We start from the raw sequence: 12,248 nt of genomic DNA on the forward strand, positions 1-12,248 counted from the left end.
AGGCGCCCCGGGCCGGAGACCGCGCCCGGCGCTCGTCCCTCACTGGCCACCATCGCCCGTGGCGAGCAGCCACGTCTCCACGGCGTGCGCGAAGCCCTCGTCGGCGTTCGACAGCGTGATGAACTGGGCTTGCCGCTGCACGACGGCGCGCGCCTGCCCCATGGCGATGCTGAGCCCGCTCTCCCGGAACATGAGCACATGGTCGGGCAGCTCGCCGATCGTGGCCATGGCCGCGCCGGAGACGCCGAGGCGCGCCGAGAGGGTCCTCGCGACCTCTCCGGAGTTGGCCCGCGGGTGCACCACGTCGATGCAATGGGGCGCGGGGCGCGACGCCGAGAAGAACGCGCAGGCCCCCTGGAGGCCCGACTCGCAGCGCTCCAGCACCTCGGCGTCGTCGCTGACACCGACGATCTTGACCGCGCTGTCCACGACACCTTCCCAGCGCTCGACGACCCTGGGGACACACCGCGTGACCGCCTGCTCGCGCGCGACGTCCGGCGCGTCGGCGTGGCGCACCAGCCAGTCGTCGCCCTGGTAGACCCAGACGGCGGCGCCGTGCCGCTCCAGGGTCGTGATGACTACCGCGGCCGCGCCGTTGTCCAGCGGGTGCTGCTCGATCACGGAGAGATCCGGCCGCACCAGCATGGCGCCGCCGAACGCGGCGACCGGCGTCGCGATCCCCAGCCGCCCGAGCAGGACGCGCAGGCCGCGCGGCGAGCGCCTGCTCATCAGCGCGAGGTCGATCCCGGCGTCGCGGAGCCGACTCACCGCCTGCTCCGTCCTGGGGGTGAGCACGCCGTCGGGCGTGAGGAGCGCGCCGTCCACGTCGGCGAGCAGCACGCGAATCCCTGTCATGCGGCTCTCCTCGCCAGCGGGGTGGCCAGGGCGGGCGTCCGCCACCCGCCGAGGTCGGCGGCGAGGCGGTCGGCTTCCGCTGGGCCCCAGCTGCCCGGCTCATGGGGCGAGAGCGGCGTCGCCTGGTCCAGCACCGGATCGACCACGGCCCATTGCGCCTCCACCTCGGCCTGGCTCGCGAACAGGGTCGGATCGCCGGCGAGCGCATCGCCGAGGAGCCGCTCGTAGGGCCCCAGCGCCTCGGACAGGTCGTTCGTCACGAGCAGCTCGGTCGGCTGTCCGACCATCCGCTCGCCGGGCGCCTTGACCCGCACGCCGATGGCGAGCTCCGGCGCCGGGGCGAGCCGGATGCGCACGTAGTCTGGATCCCCGCGCCCGACATCGTCGAACACGGCGTGCGGAGGCCGCCGCATCAGGACGATCACCTCGGTCGCCGTGACCGCGAGGCGCTTGCCGGCGCGGATGCAGAACGGCACGCCCGCCCAGCGCCAGGTGCGGATGCGGAGCCGCGCGGCGCAGAACGTCTCGACCTGCGACCCCGGTGCGACGCCCGGCTCGCCGCGGTACCCGTTGTATTGACCGCGGACGACGTGCGCCGGATCGAGCGGCGCGATGGCCCGCAGCAGCCGGACGCGCTCCGCGCGCACGGCGTCCGCGTCCCCGGACGGGGGTGGATCCATGGCGAGGCACGCGACCACCTGCAGGAGGTGGTTCTGCAGGACGTCGCGGATGCACCCGGTGGCGTCGTAGAACCGGCCGCGGCCCTCGATGCCGAACCGCTCGGCCATGGTGATCTGGACGCTCTCGACATGGTGGGAGTTCCAGACCGGCTCGAGCAGCGCGTTCGCGAAGCGGAAGTAAACGATGTTCTGGACAGGCTCTTTGCCGAGGAAGTGATCGATCCGGAAGATCTCCTCTTCCGGAAAGACGCTCGCGAGCGTGCGGTAGAGCGCCCGAGCGGACTCCAGATCGTGGCCGAACGGCTTCTCGACGACGAGCCGCCCTCGCCGCACGCACCCGGAGCGGTCGAGCGCCTTGACGACCTCTTCGAACAGGTCGGGTGGCACGGCCATGTAATGGAGCGGCCGCTGGGCGGTGCCGAGCCGCTCGCGGAGGCGGTGGAACGTCGCCGGATCGGCGTAATCCCCGCTCACGTACGAGAGCCGCGCGCACAGCTCGCGAACCACGCCCGCCTCGAACGCGCCCGCCCGCTCGAGGCTCTCGCGGACGCGGGCGCAGACCTGATCGAGGCTCCACGGGCTCTTGGCCACGCCGACGATCGGCACCTCCAGCTTGCGGCGGCGGATCAGCCCGGCCAGCGCCGGGAAGATCTTCTTGAAGGCCAGATCGCCTGTCGCTCCGAAGAGCACGAGCGCGTCGGCGGCGCTCATGCCGCCTGCCCGGCGGCGCCGGAACTCACGCGCCGCGTGCCCGAGCTGCCCTTACCTTCCATCCATCCAGCGCGCATGAGCTCGGCTCCTCTCGTCATGGCCCTGGAGGCCCTGGTCCCGCTCCGGCATCGCGTGTGCCACGCTGGATCGGCACGAGCGCGCCTTGCCGACCGCGGCAGCGGGAGGCCTTCCGGGGCTCCTGCCGCCGCATTCCTGAGCGCAGAGCCGCACCACTCCTGTGCAGCCTGCGCATGCGGCGGGTCTCAGCGGCTCACCGAGCGCGGGCGCGCTTTTGCGCCATGCCTTGGAGCCTCGTCACGAGCTCGACGGCCTCGTCCTCGCGGCCGAGATCGTGCAATGCCCTGGCTCGAATGAGGAGCGACTCGGGGAGCGCATCGACGCGGCCCGCCTCGGGCTCGAGCAGGCGGGCCGCTTCCGCCGGATCACCGCTGCGAAGCGCGACGGCCGCGAGGTTGTGGGTGATTTGGCGCTTCTCTCGATCGTCGCCGGAGCGCTCGAGAGCGGACGTCCACGCGCTGCGAGCGTCGGCCCACCGCTCTTGAGCGAAGCGCACGGCGCCGAGGTTCTGGAGCGCCGCGAGCTCATCGGCGTAGGAGAGATGGTCGGCGTCGGGCGCCGCGGCTCGCTCGTACCGCGACGCGGCCGCCTCCCAGTCGCGAGCGTCCCGAGCCACCTCGCCGAGGAAGAACTGCCCCTCCCGGCACGCGGGCTCGCGGCTCACCTCCGGCACCCAGAGGCGCTCATCGCTCGCATACCTCCGTCCTTCGCGCAGCGAGAGCGCCGTGAACGGCACGCCGAGGACGAGGACCAGCGCCCACAGGCGCCGGCCGTGCCGGTCGGCCGCGTCGGTGAGGAGCATCGCGCCGAACGCAAGTGGCACATAGAGGTAATGGGGCGACCACCAGCGCATGATCGGGACGAGCTGGAGCGACGGAAGGAGAGAGAGCGCGAAGAGCCACGCGACGCCCCGCCGTCGTGACGCGAGCACGGCGACGCCACCGAGCACGGCGGCGCCGAGGAGGGCCGAAAGGCTCGCCGTGCGGGTGATCCGGAACGCATCGCAGATGCTCTGGTCGAGCGGCACGACCAGCGCCAGGGCGCTCTTCCCGAGCGCAGCGAGCCTCGTGCCGACGCTCTCGTCGAGCGGCAGCGCCGGATGCTGGGCCCGGAAGCGGGGCGCGTACAGCAGGCGGAGGCCGGTCGCGGCCGCGAACGCGGCGCCTTCCGCTGCGAGCAAGCGCAGGTGCGTCGCGGCGTCGGCGGAGGATGCCTGCGGGATCGGCCCGGCGTGCCGGGCCGCCCCCCCATCGGAGCCGCCCTCCCGATGTCGCCCGGCGGAGAGCGCCAGGACGAACAGCGGACCAAGGAGCCACGCCGTCTCCTTCGTGAGCGCGCCGGCGAAGAGCGCCGCGGCTGCCAGAGCGGGCTTGTGCGCCTGATGCGCGGCGACGAGCGCAAGGAGGAAGACTGCTATCATCGCCTCCGAGCGGAACGCGATCGCGGACGCGACCAGGGATGTCGCCGGATGCGCCGCGAAGAGCAGCCCGGCCGCCAGCGCCGCGCGGGACGAGAGGCCGAGGGCCCGCGCCGCCACGGTGGTCATGACCGACGCGAGCGCGTGCCAGCCGAGCGTGACCGCATGGAAAAAGCCGGGCGTCTTCGACACGGCCGCGTCGATGGAGAGCGACAGCGCCATGAGCGGCCGGTAGAAGCTGGTGTCCGCGAAGCCCCGGGTGAACAGCCCGAGCCAGCCGGAGGGCGCCGCGAGCGCGCGCCCCTCACGGAGGTGCGCGTGATCGAGCCAGACGTAGCCGCCGCCGAGGGCCGTCGCGTGGGAAGCGGCGGCCAGCGCGGCGACGGCGATGAGCCCGCGGCGACCGGGGGAGAGCTCGCGCAACATGCACCCCTAGTGCGATCGGGAGACTCGCCAGGAACGCTCAGTCATGGGTGATCGAGAACGTCTCGGCGGTCGTACCGCTGATCGTCTTGAAGTAACCCGTGGCCGCCCTGGGGTTGCCGCCGACGTTGAAGGTGATGAACTGAGCACCGTAGTTCGCGCTCTGGCTCGAGGTGTAGATGAACCCCCACGTGTTGCTGCACCCGTACGGAAACGTGGTCGGTGTACAGCGCGTCTGGGAGCGGATGCTGTTCCCGCCGAGGCCGGCGACCGTCACGAACGTCCGCCCGTTCGTCCCATCGCCTCCGACGCAGAGGATCCCTGCGCCGTTGCACGTGGGGTCGACGGTCTGCGCGGTCATGTTGGTGAGCGTCCTCGTTCGCTCGTAGCTGTGCTCGTGTCCCGTCTGGATGATCGCGCCCTGCTTCCGGCACGTCTCGTAGACGTCCCAGCCCATCTCGTCGCCCTTGCCGCCCACCTGCATGGCCGCCTGATTCTGGTGCCACTGGCAGATCTTCCAGATGTGCGTGTCCGTGTTGAGGAACGGCGTGATGTGCGTCGCCCCGTTATCGCCCTTCTTGGCGGTCACCAGCACGAGGCCGCGGAAGGTGGTCTTGTAGTTTGCGTCGTGCGCGCCGGCGACCCGGGTCGCGCCGCCGAGGTGATTCGCCGCCTTGGGCAGATAGCCGCTCCAGGAGGAGTCATCGTGGTTGCCGCGCGAGATGAACACGGGGAACGTCGTGCCGAGGACCGACTCGACCTTGTTCCACCACGTGGTCGGGTTGGCCGAGTACGACATGTCGCCGTTGACGACGACCGCCGCCGCGCCCTCGTTCTTCACGAGGTTCAGCACGCTCGTGAAGCTGCTCCCCGTGCCCGTGTCCCCGATGAAGGCGATCTTGAGGTTCGGATCCGTCGAGACCGTTCCGTTGAGCGCGGCCGAGGTCGACTCGCTCTGCTCGAGGGCGCCTTCCTCCTCCTGCTCGTCGTGAACCCCCAGCGGATCGTCGTTCGCGCCTTCGTCGCCGCCCGCGCTGCCACACGCCGAAACGCCGGTCCCCATCGACAGCGCCAGCACGATGGCGCCGATCACGAGGCCGAACATCCGGGCGAGCGGAGCCTTACGAGGCTCGCTCTGCTGATCCCTATCTCCCTGTGTCACCATGGAATACGTTCCTTCTCCACCAGGCGCACGGCACTCCGTGCTCACGACGTCCCCGTCGAGATCGAGAGATCTGCCCCCTGGATGGAAAATCTACCCTATTGTAAGTACTCTTGTTTTTGTGATGGAGATATTGTTGCGGTATCGTTACGTGGCCCGGCCGCTCTGCTGGTCTCGTCGCTCAGCCGCCGCAACGCGAGCCGTCAGCTCAATCTGTCACTCAATCTCCACACCGCTGCCCTCGGCGCTGCCGGTAGAAGGACCCGTCGACTCGATCCTCTCCTCGTTGCCTCTCCTCGTTGCCTCTCCTCGTTGAGAGCCTCGACGCGGTAGATCTGCGGGCGGACAGGAGAGCCTGATATGAATCTTTCCATGTGCAGGGGTGTGGCCCGAGGGGTCCTGTGGTTGAGCGCTGCGCTGGCGCTCGTCGGATGTGGAGCCGATGACGTCGGGAGCGGACCGAGCCCCGCAGAGGCGGCGCTGTGCAGCGGGGCGATCTGCGCCGAAGACGAGTTCTGTTACTATCCGCCGGGGGCATGTGGAGGTAAGGACGGAGCTTGCCTGTTGCGGCCGACGACGTGTCAGAGCGACACGCAGGTCTGCGGCTGCGACGGTCGCGCCTACGCGAGCGCCTGCGAGGCGGAGCGGGAAGGACAGAGCATCGGCGCGGCCGAGGCGTGCGCCGCCGCCGCGCCTCCGGGGACCTTCGCCTGCGGCAGCTACTTCTGCAGAACGGCCGATCAGTATTGCGAGATCCCGGACGAGCCCCACGAAGAGCCGTTCAAACCGCCGCCGCAGCTCTTCTGTCACCCGATCCCTGTCCCCTGCATGCCGGAGCCGTCGTGCGACTGCGTCGGCGATGCCGCCGAATCCATGAGCGTGGGAAACTGCTACAGCCCGCCGGTCTGCACGCAGGACGCGGGGAGGCTCACCATCGAGTGCAACGCCGAGGTGTATGACCCGTGAGGGCCCGGTGAGCGCGCGACGAGCCGCCCTCCTGCGGATGATCCTGAGCGCCGCTCCGCTCGCGGGCTGCGCCGGCGGCTCCGACGCGGCGGGCGGGACGCCGACGTTCCACGCCGATATCGAGCCGCTCCTTCAGCGCAGCTGCGTGAGCTGCCACTCCACGGGTCGGATCGCCCCGTTCGGCCTGGGCAGCTACGAGGACGCGAAGCGCGTCGCCGACCTGATCGCCGAGGTCACGAGGGAGCGCACGATGCCCCCCTGGGGCGCGTTCGAGACGGACGAGTGCATGCCTCGCCATGGCTGGAAGGCCGATCTGCGGCTCAGCGGCGAGGAGATCGCGACGATCGAGGCGTGGAGCGCAGGAGGGGCGCCGGAAGGGGAGCGCGCCCTCTCGCCGGCTCCCCTCGCGTCGGGAGCGGACGAGCTTCACGGCGCGCAGCAGGAGCTGGCGCCGATGGCGCCGTTCGTCGCGAGCGGCGAGTCGGATCAGTTTCGCTGCTTCGTCCTGGATCCGGAGCTCTCGGACACGAGATACCTGAACGGGTGGAGCTTCCTCGTCGGAAACTCGAAGATCGTGCACCACGCGTTGGTGTTCCTCGACGAGCGCGGCGAGAGCGAGGCGCTCGCCGGCCCTGACGGCAGCTACGAGTGCTTCGGAGGCCCACGGGTCGAGGGCGGCGTCGTCGCGGCCTGGGCGCCCGGCGGTCGACCTTTCGACGCTGGACCGAACGTGGGCGCCCCGATACCGGCGGGCTCACGGCTCGTGATGCAGATCCATTACCACCCGGCCGGGGCGACGGCAGCCCCGGACAGCACGCGCTTTCAGATGCGCTTCGCGCCGTCGCGCCCCGAGTACGAGCTGCTCTTCGCGCTCGTCGGCAACTACGCTCGCCAGTTCGCGAACGGCGACGGCTTGCAGCCCGGTCCGGACGACGAGCGAGGCGCCTCCTTCCGCATCCCGGCAGGCGCTCACGACCACGTCGAGCGCATGCGCTTCACGCTGCCTGCCACGATGAACGGCCACCCGACGCCGGACCTCCACGTCTACGGCGTCGGCCCGCACATGCACTACATCGGCACCGACGTGAAGATCGACGTCGGGCACGCGGGCGGGGCCTCCGGCCAGGAGACGGAGGAGTGCTTGCTGCAGATCCCGTCCTGGGATCTCACATGGCAGCGCCTCTACCAGGTCGACGCCGCGATCGGCGACCTGCCGCGGCTCGCGCCGGGCGACGCGCTGAAGATCAGGTGCACGTACGACAATTCCCTGGACAACCCCCGTCTGCGGGCGGCGCTGACAGAGCGACACACGACGAGCCCGGTCGACGTGTCCCTCGGGGATACGGCGTTCGATGAGATGTGCCTCGCGAGGATGGCGTTCATTTACAAGGCGCGTTGAGGAGGCGCTGTTCGACTCTGTGTGCTCCTCCCGAGCGCACCTCAAGACAGGAGCTCTTCCCCATGGTCATCCATCGCGCGCGTCTTCCCCTCTGCCTCGCCGTCGCCGCCTCGTTCGCGCTCGCCGCGTGCGGGAGCGAAGGCGAGGAGCCGCTCGCCGCCCCTGGCTACGAGGAGCAGGCCGTGCTCGACGTGAAGGCGTTCATCCAGGCGAACCTCGACGACCTCGCCGCCGCGGCGGCGGCGCTGCAGGCCGCTGCGCCCGAGCCGGACGAGGACGGGTGGAGCGCGGCGGCCGACAAGGACGCCGTCGATGCGATGAAGGCCGAGTGGAAGAAGGCGCGATGGGCCTATGAGCACGTCGAGGCCGCGATCGCGGTCCTCTTCCGGGCTCTCGATGTGTCCACCGACGCCCGGTATGACGCGTTCATCGAGACGGCCGCCGACGCCGATCCGTTCGACGGCGAAGGGGTGACCGGCGTCCACGCCATCGAGCGGATCCTCTGGTCCGACGCCATTCCGCCCGCGGTCGTCGAGTTCGAGTCGGGCCTCGGGGCCAGGTACCGCGCCGCCGCGTTCCCCGCGACCGAGGCCGAGGCCAAGGCGTTCAAGCGCGGCCTGTGCGCCCGCCTGGTGGCGGACACGAAGAAGATGCAATCCGACTTTCACGGGCTGGCGCTCGACGCGCCGTCGGCGTTCCGGGGGGTCATCGGCTCGCTCGGCGAGCAGGTCGAGAAGGTGGCGAAGGCCGCCACGGGCGAGGAGGAGTCTCGGTATGCGCAGTACACCCTCGCCGACATGCGCGCGAACGTGGCGGCCGGGAGGCTGACCTACGATGCGTTCCAGCGCTGGCTCCTCTCGAAGGAGGGCGACGCCGCCGCCGTCGACCAGGCGGTCCTCGACGGCTTCGAGCGGCTCGAGGATGCCTACGCCGCGCTCCCCGGCGACGCGCTGCCGCCGGTGCCCGACATGTGGAGCTCCGAGGATCCGACGGCGGCGCAGCTCGAGACCCCGTTCGGCCAGCTCTTCTCGCTCGTTCAGCGCGAGAGCGACGACACGGTAGAGGGCTCCCTGGTCCGCAGCATGGTCGAGGCCGCCGATCTGCTCGGCATCCCGGAGCGATGATCCACGAACGGCGACGCCCTCCTCAGGGGGCCTCTGTCATGCGCGCTGTGACGCCGCGCGCCTGGGCTTGACTGCCCTGACGGCCCGCCTCTTCAACAGGAGCGGGAGGCTCTCGATCACGTCGACCCGATCCGCGATGAACAGCGCGACCCAGTGGGAGAGCCGGTGATCCGGGACCTCGTAGGCGATGCGGCGCAGCGCGCCGCTCACCCCTCTCGGCGGCAAGGCCGTGCTGAACACCGGCGTCGGACGGGCGCGCCCGGGGTGCCTGAGCACCCGCCCCTCGATCGGCTGCTGCTCGGGCTCGAGCCAGTGCGCGCTCTCCAGGAGGCGCGGCGGCACCTCCCTCGGGACGCCGGGCCTGTCCTCGAGGCAAAGATCGACTCCCCAGTACGGCAGCTCCCTCGGCACTACGATCTCGGCTTCCATGACCGCCTCCCCCTCGATGACCGAGCTCACTTGGCCCCCCGCGGAACGAGCACGCATTTGAGGATCCCGTCGGTCCTCGCCGCGAACACCCGGTACATCTCCGCAGCCGCCTCGAGCGGGGCGCGGTGGGTGATGAGCGCCCTCGGGTCGATGTTCCCGCTGCGGATGTGCTCGAGCAGGCGGGGCATGTACCGCTTCACGTCGCACTGTCCGGCCTTGATCGTCAGGCCCTTGTTCATGGCCGCGCCCACGTCGAGGAGGTTCCACGGCGGCCCGTAGACGCCGACGATCGAGACCCTCCCGCCGCGGCGGACCGACTGGATCGCCCAGTTGAGGGCGACGGGCGAGCCGGCCTCGAGCTTGAGCGCCTTGCCCAGCACGTCGTGCAGCGCCGAGCCGTTCGCCTCGAGGCCGACCGCCTCGACGCAGACGTCCGGTCCGCGGCCGTCGGTCATGTCCCGGAGCGCGGACACGACATCAGGGGTCTCGCTGAAATCGAGCGTCTCTGCCTTGTTGTGCCGGCGCGCGAAGTCGAGGCGGTAACCGATCGAATCGATGGCGATGACCCGGCGCGCGCCGAGGATCCAGGCGCACCGCTGGGCCACGAGGCCGACGGGCCCGCAGCCGAAGACGGCCACGGTGTCCGCGGGGCCGATGTCTCCCATCTCGGCGGCCTGGTACCCCGTGGGGAGGATATCCGAGAGGAAGAGCGCGTCCTCGTCCGAGAGGTCGTCGGGGATCTTCATGGGGCCGACGTCGGCGAAGGGGACGCGGACGCGCTCGGCCTGGCCGCCCTGGTAGCCGCCGGTCGTGTGTGAATAACCGAAGATCCCGCTGGCGAGCGTCGTGAGCGGGTTCGTGTTCTCGCAGGCGGAGGTGCGCTCTCGCTGGCAGAAGAAGCACGTCCCGCAGGCGATGTTGAACGGCACCACGACGCGGTCGCCGCGCTTCAGGGTCTGCACCGAGGCCCCGACCTCCTCCACGACGCCGGTGAACTCATGGCCGAAGATGGTCCCCACGCGCGTGTCAGGCACGTAGCCATGATAGAGGTGCAGATCGGAGCCGCAGATCGTGGCGCGACTCACGCGCAGGACCACGTCGTTCGGATGTTGAACCCGAGGCTCCGGGTTTTCCTCGACGCGGACGTTCTTCGGCCCATGGTATGTGAGCGCCAGCATTCGCACGACCTCCCAGCTTGCTCGACAGGGCAATGCAAGGGGTGAACCAGGCGCGCACGCTCGTGGGTGCGCCTGGCGTAGGCATCGGCTCTCCGGGCTTCGGGCGCCCAGGCTCAGGACATCGAGGACATCGCTGCTGACGCCGGCGGCCCGGGCGTCGTTCGCCGTATCGGCGGTCGCTCGTCCTCTTCTTCTCTTTCTTCGGCAGCGGCGGCAGCTTCAGCTTCTTCGGAGCGACGAGCGCGCGGGCGCCCCCTTGCCGAGGTGATACGCCGCCATCTTGCGCTTCAGGGTGTTCCTGTCGATGGCGAGCGCGCGCGCCGCGCGCGAGAGGTTGCCCTGGTGCACCTCGAGCGCGCGCCCGATCGCGGCGCGCTCGGCCGACGCCACGGCCACCGCGAGCGGCGCGACCTCCTCGCCGCCTGCCTCCGACGCCGTCGCTCGCGCGATCCCGCCTGCGCCGCCGCCCGCCGGCCGCGCCGCCGGCGACGCGATCTCCGGCGCGAGATCGCCCACGTCGACCGTGTGCTCGCAGAACACGCCCCACCGCTGCACCTCCGCGCGCAGCTCGCGCACGTTGCCCGGCCAGGGGTGCTGGTAAAGGCGCCTCAGCGCCTCGCGCGTCACCTTGAGCCCGCGCCCCTTGCGCCGCGACTGCACCTCGTCGAGGAACACGTCGACCAGCACCTCGATGTCGCCACCCCGCGCACGGAGCGGGGGAACCTCGATGATCGCGCCGCGGAGCCGGTAATACAGATCCTCGCGGAACGTCCCTTCCTCGACCATCGCCGCGAGGTCGCGGTGGGTGGCCGCGAGGACGCGGACGTCCAGCTCGATCTTCGCCTCGCCGCCCACCCGCCGCAGCGTCCCGTCCTGGAGCACGCGCAGCAGCGACGCCTGCACCCGCGGCGACAGCTCGCCGATCTCGTCGAGGAACAGCGTCCCGCCGTGCGCCTGCTCGAAGACGCCGCGCCGCCGCCCCGCGGCCCCGGTGAAGGCCCCCGCCTCGTGGCCGAACAGCTCGCTCGCGAGCACGCCCTCGGCGAAGACGCTGCAGTTCTCCGCGATGAACGGCCCCTTCGCGCGCGGGCTGTGCTCGTGGATCGCCCTGGCCGCGAGCTCCTTTCCGGTCCCGGTCTCGCCGACGATCAGCACCGGCACGTCGGTCGCGGCGACCCGGGTGATGCGGGCGCGGAGGAAGCGCATCGGCTCGCTCTCGCCGACGAGCACCGTGTCGCGCGTGCGCGCCTCGGCCCGCAGGCGCACGACCTCCTCGCGCAGCGCGCGGATCTCGGGGAAACCCTCGATGTCGAGCCGGACCTCGCGCACCGGCCGCGGGTGCGGGTGCGGCACGAACGCCGCCGGGATCACCTGGAGCATGCGCGCGGGCAGGATCCCCGCCTGCACCAGGATGACCCAGAGCGTCTGCGCCTGCGGCGTGCCGGCCGAGAGCAGGACGTCCGTCGCCCACGCCGCCGGCGGGAAGGCGCGCTTGAGCTGCGCCGAGAGCTTCCCGAGCACCCGGAAGAGCTTCGCGTGGTCCGACGGATCGTCGACGTCCACGACCCGGAGCTCGATCCGCGGCGCGCGGGCCCGCGCCCGCTCGACGAGCGCGCGCGACGGCGCCTCGCCCGCCGGGATGGTGAGGACCACGATCGCGTCGTAGCGGCTCTCTTCCTGGTCGAGGAGCCGCAGCACCGGCCCGCGATCGCCCTCGGGCCGGCGGCCGTGGTGCGCCGGCGCCGGCCCGAGCGTGCCCGCGTCCGACCAGGTGAGGAGGAGGCGATTCACTGGTGCACCGTACACCAGGCATGGTGCACGATGTA

Annotated in this window: 10 protein-coding genes; 3 read left to right on the forward strand and 7 right to left on the reverse strand. The window is 71.0% G+C overall.

Features of this window, described 5'->3' with window-relative positions; genetic code table 11:
- Positions 1-39 precede the first annotated feature (39 nt).
- From ACSRUE_RS13435 to ACSRUE_RS13450, 4 genes are all read right to left on the reverse strand, one after another.
- Positions 40-855 (reverse strand): HAD hydrolase family protein, encoded by an 816-nt coding sequence (locus tag ACSRUE_RS13435; protein WP_441291327.1) that lies wholly within the window; start codon positions 853-855, stop codon positions 40-42.
- Entirely contained in the window at positions 852-2,246 is a 1,395-nt protein-coding gene (gene zwf / locus ACSRUE_RS13440; protein ID WP_441291328.1) for a glucose-6-phosphate dehydrogenase, read from the reverse strand. Before zwf ends, ACSRUE_RS13435 begins: the two co-directional genes overlap by 4 nt.
- Positions 2,247-2,517: 271 nt before the next feature.
- Positions 2,518-4,167, reverse strand: a complete 1,650-nt coding sequence (locus ACSRUE_RS13445) for a tetratricopeptide repeat protein (RefSeq protein WP_441291329.1) — start codon at positions 4,165-4,167, stop codon at positions 2,518-2,520.
- A 37-nt stretch (positions 4,168-4,204) separates the two neighbouring features.
- Complete coding sequence (locus ACSRUE_RS13450) at positions 4,205-5,329, reverse strand: metallophosphoesterase (protein WP_441291330.1); 1,125 nt, start codon at positions 5,327-5,329, stop codon at positions 4,205-4,207.
- 402 nt (positions 5,330-5,731) lie between these two features.
- Here ACSRUE_RS13450 and ACSRUE_RS13455 point away from each other — a divergent pair, with 402 nt between their 5' ends.
- From ACSRUE_RS13455 to ACSRUE_RS13465, 3 genes are all read left to right on the forward strand, one after another.
- Complete coding sequence (locus ACSRUE_RS13455; RefSeq protein WP_441291331.1) at positions 5,732-6,292, forward strand: hypothetical protein; 561 nt, start codon at positions 5,732-5,734, stop codon at positions 6,290-6,292.
- A 7-nt stretch (positions 6,293-6,299) separates the two neighbouring features.
- Positions 6,300-7,691 (forward strand): hypothetical protein, encoded by a 1,392-nt coding sequence (locus ACSRUE_RS13460; RefSeq protein ID WP_441291332.1) that lies wholly within the window; start codon positions 6,300-6,302, stop codon positions 7,689-7,691.
- 62 nt (positions 7,692-7,753) lie between these two features.
- Positions 7,754-8,815, forward strand: a complete 1,062-nt coding sequence (locus ACSRUE_RS13465) for an imelysin family protein (RefSeq protein ID WP_441291333.1) — start codon at positions 7,754-7,756, stop codon at positions 8,813-8,815.
- Positions 8,816-8,851: 36 nt separating this feature from the next.
- Here the strand turns inward: ACSRUE_RS13465 and ACSRUE_RS13470 are convergent, their stop codons facing one another.
- The 3 genes from ACSRUE_RS13470 to ACSRUE_RS13480 all read right to left on the reverse strand — a co-directional run bounded on the left by ACSRUE_RS13470 (position 8,852) and on the right by ACSRUE_RS13480 (position 12,213).
- Positions 8,852-9,244 carry a hypothetical protein gene (locus ACSRUE_RS13470; RefSeq protein ID WP_441291334.1) on the reverse strand — a complete coding sequence of 131 codons (393 nt, stop codon included), beginning with the start codon at positions 9,242-9,244 and terminating at the stop codon, positions 8,852-8,854.
- A 26-nt stretch (positions 9,245-9,270) separates the two neighbouring features.
- Positions 9,271-10,422 carry a zinc-dependent alcohol dehydrogenase gene (locus ACSRUE_RS13475; RefSeq protein ID WP_441291335.1) on the reverse strand — a complete coding sequence of 384 codons (1,152 nt, stop codon included), beginning with the start codon at positions 10,420-10,422 and terminating at the stop codon, positions 9,271-9,273.
- A gap of 219 nt (positions 10,423-10,641) precedes the next feature.
- Positions 10,642-12,213: a sigma-54 interaction domain-containing protein gene (locus tag ACSRUE_RS13480; protein ID WP_441291336.1), complete on the reverse strand. Its 1,572-nt coding sequence runs from the start codon at positions 12,211-12,213 to the stop codon at positions 10,642-10,644.
- Between the last annotated feature and the right edge of the window lie 35 nt (positions 12,214-12,248).

The organism is Sorangium sp. KYC3313 (assembly GCF_052075895.1).
Lineage (GTDB): Bacteria > Myxococcota_A > Polyangia > Polyangiales > Polyangiaceae > Sorangium > Sorangium cellulosum_B.